This window comes from Pseudomonas mangrovi (genome assembly GCF_003052585.1).
Taxonomy (GTDB): Bacteria; Pseudomonadota; Gammaproteobacteria; order Pseudomonadales; family Pseudomonadaceae; genus Aquipseudomonas; species Aquipseudomonas mangrovi.
Map to the genome: position 1 here is coordinate 158,561 of NZ_QASN01000017.1, position 19,500 is coordinate 178,060.

General features: G+C 64.8%; 22 protein-coding genes. 8 read left to right on the forward strand and 14 right to left on the reverse strand.

The window, feature by feature from the left end:
• Nucleotides 1-280: 280 nt before the first annotated feature.
• A complete protein-coding gene (locus tag DBO85_RS19125) occupies nt 281-688 on the reverse strand; it encodes a hypothetical protein (protein ID WP_146168198.1) in 408 nt (135 codons plus the stop codon).
• Between the two features lie 233 nt (nt 689-921).
• Nucleotides 922-1,245: a thioredoxin family protein gene (locus tag DBO85_RS09680; RefSeq protein WP_108107056.1), complete on the reverse strand. Its 324-nt coding sequence runs from the start codon at nt 1,243-1,245 to the stop codon at nt 922-924.
• Nucleotides 1,246-1,379: 134 nt separating this feature from the next.
• Here DBO85_RS09680 and DBO85_RS09685 point away from each other — a divergent pair, with 134 nt between their 5' ends.
• Both DBO85_RS09685 and DBO85_RS09690 read left to right on the forward strand, forming a co-directional pair.
• A complete protein-coding gene (locus DBO85_RS09685) occupies nt 1,380-1,778 on the forward strand; it encodes a PA2779 family protein (protein ID WP_108107057.1) in 399 nt (132 codons plus the stop codon).
• Nucleotides 1,766-2,722 carry a PA2778 family cysteine peptidase gene (locus tag DBO85_RS09690; protein WP_108107058.1) on the forward strand — a complete coding sequence of 319 codons (957 nt, stop codon included), beginning with the start codon at nt 1,766-1,768 and terminating at the stop codon, nt 2,720-2,722. Before DBO85_RS09685 ends, DBO85_RS09690 begins: the two co-directional genes overlap by 13 nt.
• A gap of 4 nt (nt 2,723-2,726) precedes the next feature.
• Here DBO85_RS09690 and DBO85_RS09695 read toward each other — a convergent pair whose 3' ends face one another.
• The 6 genes from DBO85_RS09695 to DBO85_RS09720 form a co-directional block, all read right to left on the reverse strand.
• The gene (locus DBO85_RS09695; RefSeq protein ID WP_108107059.1) at nt 2,727-3,422 is read right to left on the reverse strand and encodes an anaerobic ribonucleoside-triphosphate reductase activating protein; all 696 of its coding nucleotides are present in this window, start codon (nt 3,420-3,422) and stop codon (nt 2,727-2,729) included.
• A gap of 5 nt (nt 3,423-3,427) precedes the next feature.
• Entirely contained in the window at nt 3,428-3,577 is a 150-nt protein-coding gene (gene nrdD / locus DBO85_RS09700) for an anaerobic ribonucleoside-triphosphate reductase (RefSeq protein WP_108107060.1), read from the reverse strand.
• A 32-nt stretch (nt 3,578-3,609) separates the two neighbouring features.
• Nucleotides 3,610-5,619: a ribonucleoside triphosphate reductase gene (locus DBO85_RS09705; protein WP_108107061.1), complete on the reverse strand. Its 2,010-nt coding sequence runs from the start codon at nt 5,617-5,619 to the stop codon at nt 3,610-3,612.
• Nucleotides 5,620-5,732: 113 nt separating this feature from the next.
• Entirely contained in the window at nt 5,733-7,073 is a 1,341-nt protein-coding gene (gene chrA, locus DBO85_RS09710; RefSeq protein ID WP_108107062.1) for a chromate efflux transporter, read from the reverse strand.
• A gap of 156 nt (nt 7,074-7,229) precedes the next feature.
• Nucleotides 7,230-8,564: an OprD family porin gene (locus DBO85_RS09715; protein ID WP_108107063.1), complete on the reverse strand. Its 1,335-nt coding sequence runs from the start codon at nt 8,562-8,564 to the stop codon at nt 7,230-7,232.
• Nucleotides 8,565-9,051: 487 nt separating this feature from the next.
• Entirely contained in the window at nt 9,052-9,633 is a 582-nt protein-coding gene (locus DBO85_RS09720) for an RBBP9/YdeN family alpha/beta hydrolase (protein ID WP_108107064.1), read from the reverse strand.
• Nucleotides 9,634-9,880: 247 nt separating this feature from the next.
• Here DBO85_RS09720 and oscA point away from each other — a divergent pair, with 247 nt between their 5' ends.
• The 5 genes from oscA to DBO85_RS09745 all read left to right on the forward strand — a co-directional run bounded on the left by oscA (nt 9,881) and on the right by DBO85_RS09745 (nt 14,011).
• Nucleotides 9,881-10,063: a sulfur starvation response protein OscA gene (gene oscA / locus DBO85_RS09725; RefSeq protein WP_108107065.1), complete on the forward strand. Its 183-nt coding sequence runs from the start codon at nt 9,881-9,883 to the stop codon at nt 10,061-10,063.
• A 122-nt stretch (nt 10,064-10,185) separates the two neighbouring features.
• Nucleotides 10,186-11,181, forward strand: coding sequence for a sulfate ABC transporter substrate-binding protein (locus DBO85_RS09730; RefSeq protein ID WP_108107066.1), 996 nt, complete (start codon nt 10,186-10,188; stop codon nt 11,179-11,181).
• Nucleotides 11,182-11,349: 168 nt separating this feature from the next.
• Entirely contained in the window at nt 11,350-12,168 is an 819-nt protein-coding gene (gene cysT, locus DBO85_RS09735; RefSeq protein ID WP_108107067.1) for a sulfate ABC transporter permease subunit CysT, read from the forward strand.
• Between the two features lie 10 nt (nt 12,169-12,178).
• Entirely contained in the window at nt 12,179-13,048 is an 870-nt protein-coding gene (gene cysW / locus DBO85_RS09740; protein WP_108107068.1) for a sulfate ABC transporter permease subunit CysW, read from the forward strand.
• Complete coding sequence (locus tag DBO85_RS09745) at nt 13,049-14,011, forward strand: sulfate/molybdate ABC transporter ATP-binding protein (protein ID WP_108107069.1); 963 nt, start codon at nt 13,049-13,051, stop codon at nt 14,009-14,011. It abuts the gene before it with no gap.
• A 164-nt stretch (nt 14,012-14,175) separates the two neighbouring features.
• Here the strand turns inward: DBO85_RS09745 and DBO85_RS09750 are convergent, their stop codons facing one another.
• The gene (locus DBO85_RS09750; RefSeq protein WP_108107070.1) at nt 14,176-15,246 is read right to left on the reverse strand and encodes an SDR family oxidoreductase; all 1,071 of its coding nucleotides are present in this window, start codon (nt 15,244-15,246) and stop codon (nt 14,176-14,178) included.
• 74 nt (nt 15,247-15,320) lie between these two features.
• Here DBO85_RS09750 and DBO85_RS09755 point away from each other — a divergent pair, with 74 nt between their 5' ends.
• Nucleotides 15,321-15,728, forward strand: coding sequence for a MerR family transcriptional regulator (locus DBO85_RS09755; protein WP_108107071.1), 408 nt, complete (start codon nt 15,321-15,323; stop codon nt 15,726-15,728).
• Between the two features lie 37 nt (nt 15,729-15,765).
• On the opposite strand, the gene DBO85_RS09760 is transcribed toward DBO85_RS09755, so the two are convergent.
• The 5 genes from DBO85_RS09760 to DBO85_RS09780 form a co-directional block, all read right to left on the reverse strand.
• The gene (locus tag DBO85_RS09760) at nt 15,766-16,011 is read right to left on the reverse strand and encodes a DUF2789 domain-containing protein (RefSeq protein WP_108107072.1); all 246 of its coding nucleotides are present in this window, start codon (nt 16,009-16,011) and stop codon (nt 15,766-15,768) included.
• 101 nt (nt 16,012-16,112) lie between these two features.
• Nucleotides 16,113-16,922 carry a DUF1206 domain-containing protein gene (locus tag DBO85_RS09765; protein ID WP_108107073.1) on the reverse strand — a complete coding sequence of 270 codons (810 nt, stop codon included), beginning with the start codon at nt 16,920-16,922 and terminating at the stop codon, nt 16,113-16,115.
• A 434-nt stretch (nt 16,923-17,356) separates the two neighbouring features.
• Nucleotides 17,357-17,584 carry a hypothetical protein gene (locus tag DBO85_RS09770; protein ID WP_108107074.1) on the reverse strand — a complete coding sequence of 76 codons (228 nt, stop codon included), beginning with the start codon at nt 17,582-17,584 and terminating at the stop codon, nt 17,357-17,359.
• An 84-nt stretch (nt 17,585-17,668) separates the two neighbouring features.
• Nucleotides 17,669-18,790 carry a glutathione S-transferase family protein gene (locus DBO85_RS09775; protein WP_108107075.1) on the reverse strand — a complete coding sequence of 374 codons (1,122 nt, stop codon included), beginning with the start codon at nt 18,788-18,790 and terminating at the stop codon, nt 17,669-17,671.
• Nucleotides 18,791-18,854: 64 nt separating this feature from the next.
• Nucleotides 18,855-19,433, reverse strand: coding sequence for a hypothetical protein (locus tag DBO85_RS09780; RefSeq protein WP_146168199.1), 579 nt, complete (start codon nt 19,431-19,433; stop codon nt 18,855-18,857).
• Nucleotides 19,434-19,500: the final 67 nt, after the last annotated feature.

The following is a 19,500-nucleotide window of genomic DNA, read 5'->3' on the forward strand; positions in this document are numbered from 1 at the left end:
AAAGTGCCATTTGTTGTAATCCGCCAACAGCAGCCCAACCACAAACAATATTAGACCGAAGATAAAGCCAACCAGAGCGCCAGCTAACAACCGTTTCTTGTACGGCTCGACTTTTACACTGACATAATGCCAGAACCTTGGTGTCACCCTAAAACCCCTTCAAACAACAGCAAAGACAAAATGGCTCCGCTGCGCAAAAATGTGTGAAGCGCCAAAGAGCGCTAATTTACTTTCCATTACCTCACCGCCGTCCGCAGATAAATCTGCCTGTCTTTCATTTTTAATTATTTCGATTGCATCTGGTCGTAGCGTTCCGAGAGCCTCCGATACAACGCCAGGAGACCTTACCCTCCTTCAGCGCTGGTACTAAAACGATTAACTGACCTTCACGCCCGCCCTGGATAAAGATCGTGCCGTCTTTCGTAACCTCAAAATAGGTAGGGGCACGAGTAGAAAAATTTGGCTGTTTTGCGTCTAGTCCTGAGTTGACGAGAGAGTCATTTCGCTCTGCGTTTGCAGCAACATGATCTTGAACTGAGACTACTTGTGCCATCCATGCCGAAGTTTCAGCGGATGCGGCGTAGTCAGCATACTGCGGGACTAAAAATGCTGCGACGGCCAACACAACAAGGGCACCAAAAAAGCCTTTACCAAAACAACTCATTGAAAAGAATCTGCTCTTTTTCATCCTTCCTCTTTTAACTCACTTCCAAGTAGAAACCAGGGACCAAACGGGACGGATTTATTTTCAATTATCCCAGGGACGACAGAAGACAAGTCCAGCCTGCTGGCGCACAGTCGCCCGACACTTTTCGCGCGCAGCATCCCTGTCCGCGCAGCAGTAGCCGTTTTCGTAGGTTGGCGCCGAGCGCAGCGAGGCCCAACGATTGAACGGCAGATCACCCAGGCCTTGCGCCCAAACTACTCCGGATCAATCTGCGCCAGCGCAAGGCTGATCGCTTGAACATCCCCTGGCCTTACCAGCCGTGCGACTTCGTGGCCGCCGCGCAGGAAGATCAGGGTCGGCCAGAGTTTGACGCGGAACGAGCGGCCCAGCGGGCGGCCGGCGCCGTCTTCGATCTTCAGGTGACGTATGCGCGGGCGGCCCGCCAGGGCTTCCTCGAGCAGTGGCTGCGCGGCCTGGCAGTGGCCGCACCAGGGCGCACCGAACTCGATCAGCAAGGGGCCGTCGAGGGCGTCGACTTCCGCCCGCGTTGGCGGGTTTGTGGAATAGCTGCTGTTCATCGCCAGCTCCTTTCTTGTTCGTGGCTTGTATGAGATCGACAGTATCGGACGGGCCGCTGTGGCAGCCGTTGCGACGGGTGGAACTTCAAGCGAGTTGCCTGACTCCATCCAGACACACCCTGGAGATTACCGCCATGTCCAAGAGAGCCTTGAACCGCTATCTGGCGAGCGTGCTCGCCGCATTTCACTTCTTCGCCTTTGCCCATGTTCCGGTGGCGCAGGCGGCGATGCTCGGTACCGCCGAAGTGGTGGCCGAGCAACGCCAGAAGGTCGACCGGGTCGAGCTGCGCAAGATGCTCGATGAAGAAGAGGTGCAGGAGCGCCTCGCCGCGCTCGGTGTTGATCGCAGTCAGGTCGAGGAGCGCATCAACAGCCTCACCCCGGCCGAACTTGCGCAGTTCAACCAGCAACTGGCCGAAGCACCTGCCGGTGCCAGCGCAGCCGGTGTGATCGTGCTGTTCCTGGTAATTTTCATCGTCACCGACATGCTCTGCGCCACGGACATCTTCAGCTTCGTCAAATGCATCAACTGAAGAGCCTCACCCTACTCTTCGCGGTACTGCTGGTTGGCGCCTGCGCGCGGGCGCCGATCCAGCCGCTGCAGCTCGACCATCTCCCTGCCCAGGTCGAGCTGAGCGAAACGCCCTTTCATCCTCAGGAGGACTATCAGTGCGGCCCTGCCGCGCTGGCCACCGTGCTGGGTCAGCGCGGCGTGGAGGTGTCGCCGCAAGCACTGACACCGCGAGTGTTCCTGCCCGGTCGCGAAGGCAGCCTGCAGGTCGAACTGGTGGCCGCGGCGCGCAGGCAGGGCATGCTGGCCTACCCGCTGCAGCCAACGCTGGAAAGCCTGCTCGGCGAGGTGGCCGCCGGCAATCCGGTGCTGGTATTGCAGAACCTCGGATTCGACTGGTGGCCGCAGTGGCACTACGCGGTGGTGGTCGGCTATGACCGCGCCGACAAGTCCGTGCTGCTGCGCTCCGGCACCGAGAGGCGCCAGCGCCTGAGCCTGACCAATTTCGATGCCACCTGGGCCCGCGGCGGGCGCTGGGCGATCCTCACCCTGCCGCCGGAGCGAATGCCGGCCGAAGTCGAGGTTAGTCGCTGGCTGCAGGCGGCCAGCGACCTGGAGCAGACCGGTCAGACGGAGACAGCGGCCCGCGCCTATCGCAGCGCCAGCGAACGCTGGCCGAACGATCCGCTGGCCTGGTTCGCCCTCGGCAACAGCCAGTACGCCGCCGGCCGAATCGACGCTGCCGAAACCTCGCTGCGCCGTGCGACCCAGGGGCAGCCGCCGCTGCCTGCGGCCTGGAACAACTTTGCTCACCTGCTCGCCGAGCGCGGCTGCGGGCCAGAGGCCGGCGCTGCCTTTGCCTGCGCACGCAAGCTGGCGCCGCAAGACAGCCGCCTGCAGGCGCCAAAATCAACCGCGCCCCTCGCGGGCAGTTGCAGCGAACCACCCGCCTGCCCGGCGCCCTGACCCTTCAGCCGCGCAGCACGAAGCTGTCGAAGCGCTGATCCAGTGCCTGCCACAACGCGTTCAGCCCGGCCGGCTGGACCGGGATCTGCAACTGCGCATCGAGCATCCGCTGGGGCCGCACCAGCTGCACCGCGAAGCGCTTCACGCCGGCTGTCGCCAGGCGCTCGCCCAGATGCAGCAGCCGCGGCGGATCGAGCAGCTGCCAATGCACCGTGGTGCGCACCTCGTGCTCGACGCCGCTGTCCAGCAGGTGCTGCAGACTGCGCCAGTTGGCCCGACCGCTGTTGGCCACGCCGGTCAGCGCCGGCGCATCCTCGGCCAGCGCCTTGACGTCGAAGCCGACCCAGTCGGCCAGCGGCAGTACCCGGGCCAGTGCAGCGGGCTTGATCCCGGCGCTGTGCAGGCCGACGGCAAAACCCAGTTCGCGCACCTCGCGCATGGCGTCCGCCAGCGCCGGCTGCAGGGTCGGCTCGCCACCGCTGAAAACCACCGCCTCGAGCAAGCCACGACGGCGTTCGAGAAAGGCACGCAGCTCGCGCCAGCCAAGCGCCTGCTCGCCACGCGAGCTGATCAGTTGCGGGTTGTGGCAGTAGCGGCAACGCCAGGCACAACCCTGACAGAACAGCACGCAGGCCAGCCGCCCCGGATAGTCGAGGGTGGTCAGCGGCACCATGCCGCCGACCCGCAGCGCCGCTGCCATCGCCCTCAGCTCCGCTCGCGGAAGTGCAGACGCTCGCGGTGCTCGGACTGTTTGCCGACGTTGAAGGCGCTGACCGGACGGTGATAACCCATCACCCGGGTCCAGACTTCGCAGCGCTGACGCTGCTCCTGCGGAAGAGTCTTGCTGTCTTGCATGGTGTCGCTCCTTTGGCTTGCGGGAAAAAAGCTCAGGCGCAGCAGGCACGCTGCTTGTGCAGCAACGCCTCGTCGCACTTCGGGCAGAACTCGTGCTCGCCATCCAGATAGCCGTGGACCGGGCAGATCGAGAAGGTCGGCGTGATCGTCAGGTACGGCAGGCGGAAGCGGCTCAGGGCGTTGCGCACCAGGGTCTTGCAGGCCTGGGCCGAGGAAATCCGCTCGCTCATGTACAGGTGCAGCACGGTGCCGCCGGTGTAGCGGGTCTGCAGCGCATCTTGCAGCTCCAGCGCCTCGAACGGGTCGTCGGTGAAGCCCACCGGCAGTTGCGAGGAATTGGTGTAGTACGGCGCCTCGGGCGTGCCGGCCTGGAGGATGTCGGGAAAACGCTTGCGGTCTTCCCGGGCGAAGCGGTAGGTGGTGCCTTCTGCCGGGGTGGCTTCGAGGTTGTAGAGATGGCCGCTGTGCTCCTGGAACTCGACCAGCCGCGCTCGCACGTGATCGAGCAGGCGCAGCGCCATGCCGCGGCCAGCGTCGCTGTGCGTGCCTTCGCAGTCGCTGGTGAAGTTGCGCAGCATCTCGTGCAGACCGTTCACGCCGATGGTGGAGAAGTGGTTGCGCAGGGTGCCCAGGTATCTCCTGGTGTACGGGTAGAGACCGGCATCCATGTGCTGCTGGATGACCTTGCGCTTCACCTCCAGGCTTTCGAAGGCCAGCTCCAGCAACTGGTCCAGGCGCCGGTACAGCCCGGCCTCGTCGCCCCGGAACAGATGCCCGAGACGCGCGCAATTGAGGGTCACCACACCCAGCGAGCCTGTCTGCTCCGCCGAACCGAACAGTCCGCCGCCGCGCTTGAGCAGCTCGCGCACGTCGAGCTGCAGGCGGCAGCACATCGAGCGCACCTGGTTGGGCTGCATGTCCGAGTTGAGGAAGTTCTGGAAGTACGGCAGGCCGTAGCGCGCGGTCATCTCGAACAGGCGGGTGGCGTTGTCGCTGTCCCAGGGAAAATCGTGAGTGATGTTGTAGGTCGGGATCGGGAAGGTGAACACCCGGCCGAGACCGTCGCCGGCCATCATCACCTCGATGTAGGCGCGGTTGATCAGCGCCATCTCGGCCTGCAGCTCGCCGTAGGCGAAGGGCATCTCGACGCCACCGATGTAGGGGATCTGCTCGCGCAGGTCTTCCGGGCAGACCCAGTCGAAGGTCAGGTTGGTGAAGGGCGTCTGGGTGCCCCAGCGTGACGGCACGTTGAGGTTGTAGATGAACTCCTGAATCGCCTGGCGCACCTCGGCGAAGCTCAGCGCATCCTTGCGCACAAAGGGCGCGAGGTAGGTATCGAAGGAACTGAACGCCTGGGCACCGGCCCACTCGTTCTGCAGGGTGCCGAGGAAGTTGACCATCTGCCCCAGGGCGCTCGACAGGTGCTTTGGCGGACCGGCCTCGACGCGTCCGGGGATGCCGTTGAAGCCCTCGGTCAGCAGCGTGCGCAACGACCAGCCGGCGCAGTAGCCGGCGAGCATGTCGAGGTCATGGATGTGCAGATCGCCTTCGCGATGGGCCTCACCAATCTGCGGGCTGTAGACCTGGTCCAGCCAGTAGTTGGCGGTGACCTTGCCGGCGACATTGAGAATCAGCCCGCCAAGCGAGTAGCCCTGGTTGGCGTTGGCGCGCACCCGCCAGTCTTCCTGGCTGAGGTACTCGTTCATCGAGGCGGCGACCTCGACCACGCTCTGCCGCTCACGGCGCAGGCGCGCACGGCGTTCGCGGTAGACGATGTAGGCGCGGGCGGTGGCGTAGTAGCCGATCTCCATCAGCACCCGCTCGACCACATCCTGTATCTGCTCGATGCCTAGCTCGGCCTCGCCCACAAGGCGCGCCAACACCGCTTCGGCCAACGCCGGCGCATGGGCTTCGTCGAACTCTGCGCTGGCCCGCGCGGCGGCCGCAATCGCCTCGCGGATCTTGTCCAGCTCGAACGCCGCCTGGCTGCCGTCGCGCTTGCGCACCAGGCGCGGCCCGCGCGCCCTCATCACCCCATCCATGTCGCCTCCAGACACAACAAGTAGTGTCGCTCAATACAAACGACACAAGATATTGTGCAAGGTAGCTATATGCGCCAGGAATGAAATTGATCCGCGTCAAGCCTCGAAGGCCATCAGAACAGCACGGTGATCCCGAGCCCGACCAGCGCGCAGGCGCCGATCACCTCGATCACCCCGCGCTTGAACGCGAACAGCGCCACGGCGGCCGCCAGCGCGATCAGCGCCGAGGGCCAGTCGAAGCGACCGGCGAAGCCGTCCGGCCAGAGCACGTGATAGCCGAAGAACAGCGCCAGGTTGAGGATCACGCCGACCACCGCCGCAGTGATGCCGGTCAGCGGTGCGGTGAACTTCAACTGCCCGTGGCTCGACTCCACCAGCGGGCCGCCGGCGAGGATGAACAGGAACGATGGCAGGAAGGTGAACCAGGTGACCAGGCTCGCCGCCACCGCACCGGCGACGAAGCCGTCACCGATACCGGGAATGGATAGCGGATAGGCGCCGACGAAGGCGACGAAGGCGACCACCATGATCAGCGGCCCCGGCGTGGTCTCGCCCAACGCCAGGCCGTCGATCATCTGCGTCGGCGTGAGCCAGCTGTAGTGGCCGATGGCGCCCTGATAAACGTAGGGCAGCACCGCATAGGCGCCGCCAAAGGTCAGCAGCGCAGCCTTGGTGAAGAACCAGGCCATCTGCGTCAGCGGGCCTTCCCAGCCGAAAAGCAGGGTCAGCAGGCCCATCGGCAGGCACCAGAGCAATGCGCCGATCAGCACGATCTTCAGCAGGTGCAGGCTACTGAAGCGCGCATGTGCTGGCGGCGGGGTTTGGTCATCGATCAGTGCAGGGCCGTAGGACTTCTGTGCGCCGCCATGGCCACCACCGATGGCAAAGCGCTCCGGTAGCAGGCGCCCGCCGAGGTAACCGAGCAGCGCCGCGCCCAGGACGATCAGCGGGAACGGCAGGTTGAAGGCAAACAGCGCGACGAACGAGGCCAGCGCGATGCTCCACAGCCAGCCATTCTTCAGCGCCCGCGAGCCGATGCGCCAGGCCGCCTGGGCGACGATCGCGGTGACCGCCGGCTTGATGCCGTAGAAGATCCCCGCCACCAGCGGCACGTCACCGTAGACCAGGTAAACCCAGGAAAGACCGATCAGCAACGCCAGCGACGGCAGCACGAAGAGCGCGCCGGCGATGATTCCACCCCAGGTCCGATGCAACAGCCAGCCCAGGTAGGTGGCCAGCTGCTGGGCCTCCGGGCCGGGCAGCAGCATGCAGTAGTTGAGCGCATGCAGAAAACGCCGCTCGGACAGCCAGCGGCGTTTCTCCACCAGCTCCTGGTGCATGATCGCGATCTGCCCGGCGGGGCCACCGAAGCTGATAAGCCCGAGCTTGAGCCAGAAGCCCAGTGCCTGGCGCAGGCTGACCGCCGATGGCGGCTGTGCAGGGGTCTCGGACATGCAGGAAGGCTCCGCGGTGGTAGATCAGCGGCGCACTATAGCCGCTGATGGGGACAGGGGTGTGACAGCCTCACAGCAGTCCTTCTCCCTCCGGGAAAAGGTGGCGCGCAGCGTCGGATGAGGGACAGTGCGGCGTGCTGGGATGGAAGCTGGGCGTCAAAGCAGCGCAATGCTGTAGCTGGCGATCAGGCGGTTCTCCTTGGCGTCATCGGCAACGTCGCCGCGCAGGATGGCGTTGCGCCAGGACAGTCCGAGCCCCTTGAGCGCGCCGTTCTGCACCGTGTAGTCGACGCGCAGGTCACGTTCCCACTCTTCAGCGTCGGAGCCGGCGCGATTCACGTTGTCGCCCTTGAGGTAGGCAACACTGGCCTTCAGGCCCGGCACGCCGAGCTTGGCGAAGTCATAGCCATACTCCGCCAGCCAGGTACGCTCGCCGGCGCTGAGGAATTTGCCGATCTGGCGGTCGGTGATCAGGTAGGCGGTGGCGCCGTCACCCTGACTGAGGAAGGGGAACGCGCTGCTGCCACTGAGCTGCTGGTAGCCGACACCCAGGCTGTGGCCTGCCTGGCTGTAGGTGAACAGCGCGCTCCAGGTCTGGTTGTCGACCTCGAAGCGATCCGGATTGGCCGCTGCACCATTCCAGTAGCCGCTGCTGCGATAGCCCTGGGCGCGTCCGGCGGCGCTGGCATTCTTGCCATCGGAGCGGCTGTCGAAGTAACGCAGGTCGGATTTCAGCGAGCCGTCGCCGAGGGCCAGGGTATGGGTCAGACCGAGGAAGTGCTGTTGATAGAAGTCCTCCAGGTTGCCGTAGTAGTACTGGGCCAGCAGATCCTTGCCGATCTTGTAGTCGCCACCGGCGAAGTAGAAGGTGTTGGAGTCCGCCTGGATGCCATTGGCCGCTGCTGCGCCAGCGATGCGCAGGCCGATGCTGTCAGTGGAGCTGCGGGTGGTGGTGCTCTCCAGCTGGCCAGCGGTAAGGGTCAGGTTTTCGATTTCGTTGGAGGTGATCTGACCACCGTCGAAGGTCTGCGGTAGCAGCCGCCCGTCATTGAAAGTCACCACCGGCAGCTTGGGCTGCAGGATCCCCAGCCGCGCTTCGGTCTTGGAAAACCGCAGCTTGGCGGTCAGGCCGCCCTTGCTGTAGTTGTCCACCGCCTCGCCGTTGCTTTCGCGGGGGAACAGCGCACCCGGCGTGCGGCTGTCAGTGGGGCTGCCGCCATCGCCGCCGCTGTCCAGCTTGACGCCGATCAGCGCGACCGCATCAAGCCCGAAGCCCACCGGGCCGCGGGTATAACCGGAGCTGTAGTTGAACAGGAATCCCTGGCCCCACTCGCGGGCGGAAGGCGCATCGTCCCGGTTGGCGATGTCGTTGTGGTAGACGAAGTTGCGCAGGCCCAGGGTGGCGTTGCTGTCTTCGATAAAGCCGGCGGAAAAAGCCTGCTGGGTAACCAGCGCGGCTGCAACCGCGAGGCTGACGGAAAGTGCTTTCATGGATGTGCTCCGATGCGGACAGCAGTGACGGCCGCGTCGGGAACCTGCCTGATTCAGGCAACGCTCACGCGCACGAGGCCATTGTTCAAGGCCCGGTGCGGCGGTCCGCTATCGGCTTGCGGGGCAAATCTACGAAACCCCGCTTAATCGTTAAAGGAATTAATAGTTATTCTTTTAGTTCTTTTTTGAATATGAAAACAAAAAACTTCATCGCCCTCTCCGCACCGCGCGCAATCGGTAACTCTCGGTCGGAAGCGTCGATCCGCCCTCGACACTAGGGATCGCAGGGTGGACGTGGAACGCGACGTCCACCCTACCGCCGCTCGCCAAACCAATCGCGGCCGGGGCGCTGGCGACTGCCGCCGTAGGGTGGATCACGCTTCACCGATCCACCACCGGCCCCACGAGGGGGGTCGCAGGGTGGACTTCCACCCTGCCGCCGCTCGCCTGACAAATTGAGGTCAGTAGGGTCGCTGCTCATGCGTAATCATGCGCGCAATCGTCCCGCCTGCTCGATCCGCCGCTGCAAGCGATAGAGGTAGGCGAAGCCCTGCTCCCAGCGATCGAACCCGGACTGCCGATTGATATGCCCGGCACCGGTCAGCAGCACCGCCTCGCTGCCCCAGTCCCGCGCCAACTGCAATGCGCGCTGCGCGGAGGCCGCGGGGTCATTGTCCGAACCGACCAGCAGGCTCGGGAACGGCAGGGCTTCGCTGGCGATGGGAGCAAAGCCGCGCAATGGCGGCGGGCAGTTCGACCGCTCGACATCGGCCGGGGCCACCAGCAGTGCACCGCCGATCCGCGCCAGCGTCTGCGCATCGGCCTGCGCTGCCCAGCGGGCCAGCGTCACGCAACCCAGGCTGTGGGCGATCAGCACCAGAGTACCGGGCGCAGCGCGCACCGCTTCGTCCAGGCGCTGCACCCAGGCCTGCGGTTGCGGCATGAACCAGTCGTCCTGCTCTACCCGCCGGGCATTCGGCAGGCACTGCTGCCAGTGGCTCTGCCAATGATCGGCGGGCGAGTTCTGCCAGCCGGGGACGATCAGGTAATGAATGGCGGTCTGGGTCATGGCGACGCGCTCCCGATTTGACCAAGGAAGACGGCGCAGTCTAGGGGCGAAATGTTACAAACAAAAAAGAATAAAAACGAATTTGCTTATGCTCTTTAGAAAGAGATCGACGAAGGCATCGTCTTTCGTTTTGTTATTTCTTTTTGATCTTTCAAAAGAGCTAAACATTATTTTTCAGAATAATTCGGCACGCCTAGGATCCGCTCCACGTCACCCAGCGAACCGCTGACATTGCGAGGAGCAACCCATGTCCATCCCTTTGAAACCCGTGTCAGCCGAGGATGACGCCAGCATCCTGCGCGAGGTGCAGAACGCCCTGGCCGGCCTGCGCTTTGGCGCGGTGGAGATCACCGTGCACAACGGCCAGGTGGTGCAGATCGAGCGCAAGGAAAAATTCCGCCTCCACGGCAGCACCGGCAAGACCCAGTAATTCGAGACCCCGACTGGACCTCCAGAGGGTGTGAACAGCATCGACCAGCGCCGACCCCTTTCCGGGAGTGCGCCGGGCAAGCGCGGCAACAGCCGTCTTTCACACTATTCAGGAGTATTCCGATGTCCCTTTCGCGTTTCCTCGCCGCCGCTCTGGCGTCGACCCTCTACGTCGGCAGCGCCGCTGCCCAGACCCTGCTCAACGTTTCCTACGACCCGACGCGCGAGCTCTACAGCGAGTTCAACGCGGCCTTCAACAAGCACTGGCAGGCGGCCGGCAACCAGCCTGTGACCATCCAGCAATCCCATGGCGGTTCGGGCAAGCAGGCCCGTGCGGTGATCGACGGTCTGCGCGCCGATGTGGTGACCCTGGCCCTGGCCGGCGATATCGACGAGCTGCACAAGCTCGGCAAACTGATCCCCGAGGACTGGCAGAGCCGCCTGCCGGAATCGAGCACCCCCTATACCTCGACCATCGTGTTCCTGGTACGCAAGGGCAACCCCGAGGGCATCAAGGACTGGGACGACCTGGTCAAGCCGGGCGTGGAAGTCATCACCCCCAACCCGAAAACCAGCGGCGGCGCACGCTGGAACTTCCTCGCCGCCTGGGCCTATGCGCAGCAGAAATACGGCAGCGAAGAGAAAGCGCAGGAATTCGTCGAGAAGCTCTACAAGAACGTCCCGGTACTGGATACCGGCGCACGCGGCTCGACCATCACCTTCGTCAACAACGGCATCGGCGACGTCCTGCTGGCCTGGGAGAACGAAGCCTTCCTGGCGCTCAAGGAAGAAGGTGGCGACAACTTTGAAATCGTAGCGCCGAGCCTGTCGATCCTCGCCGAGCCGCCGGTGGCGGTGGTCGACAAGAATGTCGAGCGCAAGGGCACCCGCGAACTGGCCAACGCCTACCTGAACTACCTGTACAGCGATGAAGGCCAGCGCATCGCCGCCAAGCATTTCTATCGCCCGCGCAACCAGGAAGTCGCCGCCGAGTTCGCCAAACAGTTCCCGCAGCTGAAGCTGGTGACCATCGACAAGGACTTCGCCGGCTGGAAAACCGCCCAGCCGAAGTTCTTCAACGATGGGGGGATCTTCGACCAGATCTACCTGGGCGAATGAGCCCGCGCCCGTAGGGTGGATCACGCTCCATCGATCCACCACCGGCCCCACCGGGGTTCGCGTGGTGGACGTGGAAAGCGACGCCCACCAAACGGCGCCACTCAGCCCCCTGCATTCGAATCGCCGCTGCACGTGGCGGGGGCCACCCGCCCTACCCAAGGAGCTTGCATGTCTCGCCGTACTTCCCCCGTCATACCCGGCTTCGGGCTGACGCTGGGCTACACCCTGGTGTACCTCAGCCTGTTGGTGCTGATTCCCCTGGGTGCCATGTTCGTCCACGCCGCTCAGCTCACCTGGGCCGAGTTCTGGACGATCATTTCCGCGCCGCGCGTGGTTGCCGCGCTGAAGCTCAGCTTCGGCACCGCCTTCGTCGCCGCCCTCATCAACGGCCTGATCGGCACCCTGCTGGCCTGGGCGCTGGTGCGCTACAGCTTCCCAGGCCGCAAGGTGATCGATGCCATGATCGATTTGCCCTTCGCCCTACCCACCGCAGTGGCCGGCATCGCCCTGACCGCGCTCTACGCGCCCAACGGCATGGTCGGCCAGATCGCCGCCTGGCTCGGTTTCAAGATCGCCTACACGCCGTTGGGGATCACCCTGGCGCTGACCTTCGTCACCCTGCCCTTCGTCGTGCGGACCATCCAGCCGGTGCTGGCGGACATCCCGCGTGAAGTCGAGGAGGCGGCGGCCTGCCTGGGCGCCAAGCCCTTTCAGGTGGTCCGCCACGTCCTGCTGCCGGCCCTGCTGCCCGCCTGGCTGACCGGCTTTGCCCTGGCTTTCGCCCGCGGCGTCGGCGAGTACGGCTCGGTGATCTTCATCGCCGGCAACATGCCGATGAAAACCGAGATCCTGCCGCTGCTGATCATGGTCAAGCTCGACCAGTACGACTATCACGGCGCCACCGCCATCGGCGTGCTGATGCTGGTGGTGTCCTTCATCCTGCTGCTGCTGATCAACCTGCTGCAGCGCCGCATCCAGACGCCATGAGGAGCCGGGCATGACCAGTACCACATTGACTGCCGGTGACATCAGTGCTGCCCGCCGGGGCAGCCCGGCCGGCCGGATCCTGCTGATCCTTGGCGCCTACCTGGCCTTTGCGCTGTTCCTGCTGCTGCCGCTGCTGGTGGTGCTGAGCGAGGCGCTCAAGCTGGGTCTGGGCACCTTCTTCAGCGCCCTGCTCGAGGCCGATGCGATTTCCGCGCTCAAGCTGACCCTGCTCGCGGTGGGCATTTCGGTGCCGCTCAACCTGGTGTTCGGCGTGGCCGCCGCCTGGTGCGTGAGCAAGTACGAATTCCGCGGCAAGAGCATCCTGGTGACCCTGATCGACCTGCCGTTCTCGGTCTCGCCGGTGATCGCCGGCCTGATCTATGTGCTGCTGTTCGGCGCCCAGGGCTTCTTCGGCGAGGTGCTGGAGAAGTACGACATCCAGATCATCTTCGCCCTGCCGGGGATCGTGCTGGCGACCATTTTCGTCACCGTGCCCTTCGTCGCCCGCGAGCTGATCCCGCTGATGCAGGAACAGGGCAGCCAGGAAGAGGAGGCCGCGCGCCTGCTCGGCGCCAGCGGCTGGCAGATGTTCTGGCACGTCACCTTGCCGAACATCAAATGGGGGCTGATCTATGGCGTGGTGCTCTGTACCGCGCGGGCGATGGGCGAGTTCGGCGCGGTGTCGGTGGTCTCCGGGCATATCCGTGGCTACACCAACACCCTGCCGCTGCACGTCGAGATTCTCTACAACGAATACAACCACGTCGCCGCCTTCAGCGTCGCCAGCCTGCTGCTGGGCCTGGCGCTGATCATCCTGCTGCTCAAGCAGTGGAGCGAGTCACGCATCAACCGCCTGCGCCACACGGCCGAGGAAGAATGAATGAGCATCGAAATTTCCAACGTCAGCAAGCGCTTCAACGCGTTCAAGGCGCTCGATCAGATCAACCTGCACATCAACAGCGGCGAGCTGGTGGCGCTGCTCGGCCCGTCCGGCTGCGGCAAGACCACCCTGCTGCGGATCATCGCCGGGCTGGAGACCCCGGACAGCGGCAACATCGTCTTCCATGGCGAAGACGTCTCGCGGCGCGACGTGCGTGATCGCAACGTCGGTTTCGTGTTCCAGCACTACGCGCTGTTCCGCCACATGACGGTGTTCGACAACGTCGCCTTCGGCCTGCGCATGAAGCCCCAGGGCCAGCGCCCGAGCGAGGCGGAAATCGACCGGCGCGTGCACGAGCTGCTCGGCATGGTCCAGCTCGACTGGCTCGCCGACCGCTACCCGGAGCAGCTCTCCGGCGGCCAGCGCCAGCGCATTGCCCTGGCCCGCGCGCTGGCGGTGCAGCCCAAGGTCCTGCTGCTCGACGAACCCTTCGGTGCGCTGGATGCCAAGGTGCGCAAGGAGCTGCGCCGCTGGCTGGCGCGATTGCATGACGAGGTGCACCTGACCAGCGTGTTCGTTACCCACGACCAGGAAGAGGCGATGGAGGTCGCCGACCGCATCGTGGTGATGAACAAGGGCGTGATCGAGCAGATCGGCTCACCCAGCGAGGTCTACGAGAACCCGGCCAGCGACTTCGTCTATCACTTCCTCGGCGACGCCAACCGGCTGCGCGTGGATGAAGGCGAGGTGCTGTTCCGTCCGCACGAGATCGCCCTCAGCCGTGAAGCCGGCGGCGGCCGACACAGCGGCCGGGTGCGCGACATCCGCCCGCTCGGCGCACTGGTGCGCATCACTCTGGAAGTGGAAGGCCAGGACGAGCTGGTCGAAGCCGAAGTGGTCCGCGACCAGCTGCTCGCCGATCTGTCACGGGGAGACCAGCTGTACTTCAGCCCGCGCTGCTGAACCCCTCGCCGCGGTATCGTCACACAGCTGTCCTTCTCCCTGCGGGAGAGGGAAAAGCGTGCATGCCCAAAGCCCCGCAAGCTTTCCTTTTCCCTCTCGGAGAAGGTAGCGCGCCACGCCGGATGAGGGATGGATTGGTCGATAGGGTTGCTGGCACCTGTCTGTCACATGCCTAGGGCACGGTGGGGAAACAGATAGCGTGCGCTGGCCCGGACCGCGCTCTCCAGGTCCGGCCAGGCCAGCCCGTGTCGGGCGGCAAAGGCCTGGGTGTCCTGGGTGTCGAAGCGCTGGGTCTGGATGAAGTCCAGCGACTCGGGCTCGGTGTGCAGCAACGTCGGCAAGCCAGGCAGCTTCAGCAGCGTGTGCAGCAGGCCGATCGGCAGATGTCGGCGCGGCGCGCTGGTCTGCAGTGCCTGCGCCAGCCATGCGACCAGCCCGGCCAGATTCGGCGTGCGATCGTCCAGTGCCAACAGCTCGCCGCCCTCCAGCGCCGGATCGAAGGCCGCCAGGCGCAGCAACTCGGCGAGGAAGTCCACGCACACCAGGGGCAGCCAATGCTGCGGACTACCGGGGATGGCGCTGAGGCGGCCATGGGCCAGGTTGTCGATCAGCCCGGCCAGCGGCTGGCCCGGTAGCAGATGGCCGCTGTGGCTGTGCCCGCAGAGCGTTGCCGGGTGCACGCAGGTCAACCGCCCCTGTAGCTCGCGCATGCGTCGCTGTACGGTGAAGTGTGCTTCGATCTTGCTGCCCTCGTAGCCGCCACTGCGCCGGTAGACCCGGGGCCAGTCGCTGCTGGCCGGCTGCGGCAGGTTCACCCCCAGACGCTGCAAGTGCGCAGGGTTGTGCAGCATGAAGCCGCCGACCATCAGCAGTCGCGCATCGGCCGCTGCCGCGAGGTCCGCTACCTGCAAAGCACCCTCCACGTTGACGGTACGCGCCTGCTGCAGCGGCAGACGCCAGGCGAAGTGCGCGCCCAGGTGGAACACCGCCGCCACCGCCTGCGCCCGGGCGCGGTCGACGGCGCTCAGGCCGAGCCCGGCAACCCCGAGATCGCCAACCAGCGCCGAGACCCGCTCACCCGCCCCACCGAGGGCTGTCACCTGTGTCTGCAGGGTTGGCAGTTGCTGCGGCTGGCGCAGCAGGGCGAGGACCGGATGACCCTCTCGGGTCAGGCTGGCCAGCAGATGACGGCCAATGAAGCCGGTAGCGCCAGTAACCAGGCAGGTCTGTTTCATGCGCACGCTCCTGATGCATCGGGGAGCGCGAAGGCTAAACTGTGGAGCCTACTCCAGGGTCAAGAGGCATGCGCATGCGCATTGGCGAACTGCAAGCCCGCAGCGGAACCAGCCGCGACACACTGCGCTACTACGAGCGCATCGGCCTGATCACCGCACGACGGCAGCCCGGCAACAACTACCGCGAATACGACAACCAAACACTCGAGGAGCTGGGGTTCATCCGCCAGGCGCAGGCGATGAGCTTCACCCTGACCGAGATCCGTGCGTTGCTGCAGGCGCGGCGCAGCCGGCTTCTCGACTGCGCGCGCGGCGCTGCAATGCTGGGTGACAAGCTGGCTGACGTGGAACAGCGTCTACTGGAACTGACCAGGCTGCGCGACTTTCTGCGTGACGAACGCGAGCGTTTGCTGGCCAGCGCAGCGCAGCAGGCCGCAACGAATCCTCTGAGCGGCGCCGCCGCGCCTGACGGCTGCGGCTAGTCGAGACGGCGCTGGCGTGCCCGACAGCCGTCCTGGCTCAATCGTCCTTGTTGGCGTGCAGGCGCACATTGAGCTCATCGACGATCGGCGCCCAGTCGGCATCCTCCAGCAGTTCTTCCTTGAGAAAGCGCCCCTGCGCCTCGTTCCAGAACGGCGCTTCCGAGACCTTGACGCCGTCGGGCAACGGATGATGGCTGGCGATGAAGGCATCGATGCTGGCCGGGTCGCCCGGCAGTCCGAGCTGTTCGAACAGAGTGCCGAGATCCTTGTTGGTAAGTTCCATGATCGTTCCTCCCGTAGGTGGCTAGCGGCGCGAATGCACCGGGCCTGCCAGTGTCAGAGGCCGCAAGCGCGGCGACGGTTCCGCAATACGCCGGCAGCCCATCAGTCCAGGACCTCCTGCAGGTCGATACGCCGCCATAGCGCCTGGGCGAAGCTGTACAGCGCGAACGCCAGCAGCCCAAGGCCGATCGCCATCAACAGCCAACTGCCCAACGGCCAGCCCTGCAGGGCTTCCAACGCTTCCTTGAGACCGGGTGGATCACTGACTTCATAGCGATTGCCGCCAATCAGCAGCAACGTAGCAATGATCAGGAAAACGATCCCGCGCGCGACCAGTCCGATGCGCGAAATCGGCCGGACCACCTGCATCACATGCTCGTCGCATTCGAAGTAGCGCTCATAGCGCACATGCCAGGCCTTGATCAGGTGAGCGATGCCGGCACCGAGCGGAATAAGCGCCACCACGTAGATCAGCCAGCGAGAAGCTTCATGGCCGAGCAGGCGCGCCAGCACGTCCGGCTTGTCGCCCCCGCCACCACCGCCGGAAAAGCTCTCCAGGCCGGCGCCGAGCAGGCTGAGGGTGAACAGCGCCAGCGCCAGGTTGACCAACGCACTGCCGATCAACCCGGCGCGGATCAGCAGTGCCTTGGCGTCGGTGCCATGCCGGTCGGTGTCGCCGATGCCCTGGGTGAAGCGCCAGGCCACATGGGCAAAAAGGCCGATCGCCAGCAGCCAGAGCAGCACGGCACCGAACGGGTGTTCCAGCACCTTCTGCAGCGCGCCCTTGCTGTCCACCGTGTCGCCGCTACCCAACGCAGCGGCAAAGGCGAAGAAGCCGATGATCAGATAGACCATGCCGCGCGCAGCGTAGCCGCTGCGCGCCAATATCTTTACCCCACGGGTTACCGTCATCTCGGACGCCTCCATCGATTCTTGTTGTGAGGTCCGGTAGACGTGCGGCGCGGTGATTCAGTTCGTCGGCGCCGGGTGAGCGGTGGGCATGGCGCACGTGGCAGTTGCTGCGCAAGGAAGGAAAAGCCTATGCCGAGCTTGATCGCAGACAGCAAGGACGCTGTGGTGGACAAGACTGTGCCCTTGTCCACCCTACGGCTGCAGTCTTCGTAGGATGCAAGCGTCCAGCATTTCTCTGGTGGGCAGGCGGGACAGCGCGTCGTGCTGGAAGCTCTCGCAAGTACGAGAAAAAGTCTCTGTCCGCGCACGACTGTCGCACCGCGGCTGACTCTGGCAACTCGCTTTGATGGACAAGGCTGCGCCGTTGTCCACCCTACGGCGCCGGACCTTCGTAGGGTGGATGGACGAAGCCATCCACCCTTTTCCCTGCGGATTCAGTCCGAGCCGCCGCCGTCTCCGCAGTCGCCATCAAAATGATCGGAGCTGCTTCCACCGGAACCGTCGCCACCACGCAGTCGCCGACCTAGCCAGAGCACCAGGGCGAGCACCAAAAGCCAGAACAGCAGCGGCAGCAGCACGGACTGCAGCCGGCTGGGCGCAGCGAGATCCATGTAGCGCCCGCACACCGCCAGCCCCAGCAGGATGATCAGCAGATTGCGCATGGTTCCTCCCTGAGTCCCGTTGTCGTTGCCGGGGGCATTCGAGCCTGCGCGATGCCCATCGGCGTCGGGCACGACGGTCGCGGTCTAACGCCCGCTGATCTCCCAGACCTCGATGTTGTTGCGCCGGCCGACACTGTAGCCGCGCGACCCCACGCGCAGACGCGCCAGTCCGAAAGCCTGCAGGTAGTCCTCGACGGCCTGGCGGCCCGGCGCATCCAGTCCCGCGATGAAATGGTCGACGCGGCGCAGCAGATAGATCATGTAGGGCTGCACGCCAGCCTGCACCGGCGCACCGCGAAAACGGGTCTGCACCCCGCCGAGACGCCGCTGGTGCGCTTCACGCGCAACCGGATCGCCATCCTGCGGCTGCTCGCGCTCGACCCACTGATCGAGGAAGGCCAGGCAGTCGTCCAGCTCGGGGAAGACCTCCTCGGCAATGAGCCGCAGCAACGGCTCAAGCGTGGCAGGGATGGCGTCGTCGGCGAGGAAGTCGTCGCCCGCGGCGGGGAACTCCGGACTGTCCAGATCACCGGCGTTCATCCGCTCGACCCAGCGGAATACCTTGGGCGCGCGCTGCTTCATGATCTGCTCGGGCACCGGATCACGACCCAGGTGAGCGAACAGCGGGCCGATCAGGCCGTAGTCGCCGATCGACGGCCGTCCACCGAACAGGTAGGGATGCTCGGCGAAGTGCGCTTCGAGGATGTCCAGCAGACGCTCGTGGGATGCTTCGATCAGCGGAATGGTCGCCTCGCTGACACCCAGCGCCGGCAGGTAGGAAGCCATCCGCCCCATGATCTTTTCCGCCGCCTGGGCGCCGGAACCGGCGACGAAGGCATCGCGGATGAAACGCTCCTGCTGGGCGAAGAAGCTCCAGCGGTAGTGCATCGCCGGACGCAGCATCGGCAGGCTGGCGTAGTACTCGATCAGCAGTGCCAGCACGCGCTGACGCGGCCCGCTCGGGTAGGCCGGGTAGCGCACGCCCCGGGCCTCGAAGTGATCGATGATGTCGACGGTGTCCTGGATGATCTGACCGTCGACCGTCTCCAGCACCGGAATGATGCCGCGGCCGATGCGCGGCACGATGTGCTGCTCGAAACGCGCGTCGGTCGGCATCACCTCGCGATAGGCAATGCCCTGCTTGCGCAGGTAGCAGCGCGCCTTGGCGCTGTAGAGCGAATGCGGAGCGGCGTAGAACTGATGCATGAAAGTCTTCCGGTGCTGGCGCAAGGAGCGCTCTTGTTGTTGGACGGACGTGCGGGGGAATGCGCTATTCGCTCACCCGGATATCCCAGTGCGCGCGGCTGTCGGAGAAATCCGCCTTGCCGGCAAAGCGCATCCGCAACAAACCGTCGCGATACTCCAGCTGCTCGAAGCCGTTGCCGGGCTGCGACGGCGCACTGATGTTGTCGGTGAAATTCTGCTCCTCGATGCCGTAGGCCATCACGTAGAAGCTGGTGACGTTCTCGGTGCTCACTTCGGGCCTGTCCAGGTGCGCCTCGACCAGCACATAGGGATACCACTGCCAGCGCGCCGGTTCAGGCGAGGCCTTCTGGAACAGAGCCATGCCGGGGAACGAGCGATTTTCCAGCACCTGCTGGCGCTCGGTATCGGACAGAGCATCGGGGGTGAACAGCACGCGCAACTTCAGCGGATCGTCGCTGGGCAGGACCAGATAGTGCTGGAGTTCGAGCACCGTCTGGTTCTTGGTGTAGGAGCCGAGGTCGAGCGATTGCGTCTGCACGACCGCCGGCGAGGTGCTCGGCGTGGCCGCGGGAGGGGTTGCGGCCTGGTCGCAGCCGACCAGTGCGAGCAGCACAAGGGCAGCGCCTGAAAGAGATGAACGCATGAGAGTTCTCTTGCTGGAGATCAGGCAGGCGATTAAAGCAGAACCGGCGGCAGAGCGCGCGGGCTCG

Bases quoted from the DNA above. Each gene is read 5' to 3' on its own strand.
- DBO85_RS09715 (WP_108107063.1), bottom strand. From the start codon at position 8,564: ATGAAAGCACTTTCCGTCAGCCTCGCGGTTGCAGCCGCGCTGGTTACC.
- DBO85_RS09745 (WP_108107069.1), top strand. From the start codon at position 13,049: ATGAGCATCGAAATTTCCAACGTCAGCAAGCGCTTCAACGCGTTCAAG.
- DBO85_RS09690 (WP_108107058.1), top strand. From the start codon at position 1,766: ATGCATCAACTGAAGAGCCTCACCCTACTCTTCGCGGTACTGCTGGTT.
- DBO85_RS09730 (WP_108107066.1), top strand. From the start codon at position 10,186: ATGTCCCTTTCGCGTTTCCTCGCCGCCGCTCTGGCGTCGACCCTCTAC.
- DBO85_RS09755 (WP_108107071.1), top strand. From the start codon at position 15,321: ATGCGCATTGGCGAACTGCAAGCCCGCAGCGGAACCAGCCGCGACACA.
- DBO85_RS09780 (WP_146168199.1), bottom strand. From the start codon at position 19,433: ATGCGTTCATCTCTTTCAGGCGCTGCCCTTGTGCTGCTCGCACTGGTC.
- DBO85_RS09765 (WP_108107073.1), bottom strand. From the start codon at position 16,922: ATGACGGTAACCCGTGGGGTAAAGATATTGGCGCGCAGCGGCTACGCT.
- DBO85_RS09770 (WP_108107074.1), bottom strand. From the start codon at position 17,584: ATGCGCAATCTGCTGATCATCCTGCTGGGGCTGGCGGTGTGCGGGCGC.
- DBO85_RS09720 (WP_108107064.1), bottom strand. From the start codon at position 9,633: ATGACCCAGACCGCCATTCATTACCTGATCGTCCCCGGCTGGCAGAAC.
- nrdD (WP_108107060.1), bottom strand. From the start codon at position 3,577: ATGCAAGACAGCAAGACTCTTCCGCAGGAGCAGCGTCAGCGCTGCGAA.
- DBO85_RS09680 (WP_108107056.1), bottom strand. From the start codon at position 1,245: ATGAACAGCAGCTATTCCACAAACCCGCCAACGCGGGCGGAAGTCGAC.
- DBO85_RS09685 (WP_108107057.1), top strand. From the start codon at position 1,380: ATGTCCAAGAGAGCCTTGAACCGCTATCTGGCGAGCGTGCTCGCCGCA.
- oscA (WP_108107065.1), top strand. From the start codon at position 9,881: ATGTCCATCCCTTTGAAACCCGTGTCAGCCGAGGATGACGCCAGCATC.
- DBO85_RS09750 (WP_108107070.1), bottom strand. From the start codon at position 15,246: ATGAAACAGACCTGCCTGGTTACTGGCGCTACCGGCTTCATTGGCCGT.
- cysW (WP_108107068.1), top strand. From the start codon at position 12,179: ATGACCAGTACCACATTGACTGCCGGTGACATCAGTGCTGCCCGCCGG.
- DBO85_RS09760 (WP_108107072.1), bottom strand. From the start codon at position 16,011: ATGGAACTTACCAACAAGGATCTCGGCACTCTGTTCGAACAGCTCGGA.
- chrA (WP_108107062.1), bottom strand. From the start codon at position 7,073: ATGTCCGAGACCCCTGCACAGCCGCCATCGGCGGTCAGCCTGCGCCAG.
- cysT (WP_108107067.1), top strand. From the start codon at position 11,350: ATGTCTCGCCGTACTTCCCCCGTCATACCCGGCTTCGGGCTGACGCTG.
- DBO85_RS19125 (WP_146168198.1), bottom strand. From the start codon at position 688: ATGAAAAAGAGCAGATTCTTTTCAATGAGTTGTTTTGGTAAAGGCTTT.
- DBO85_RS09695 (WP_108107059.1), bottom strand. From the start codon at position 3,422: ATGGCAGCGGCGCTGCGGGTCGGCGGCATGGTGCCGCTGACCACCCTC.
- DBO85_RS09775 (WP_108107075.1), bottom strand. From the start codon at position 18,790: ATGCATCAGTTCTACGCCGCTCCGCATTCGCTCTACAGCGCCAAGGCG.
- DBO85_RS09705 (WP_108107061.1), bottom strand. From the start codon at position 5,619: ATGGATGGGGTGATGAGGGCGCGCGGGCCGCGCCTGGTGCGCAAGCGC.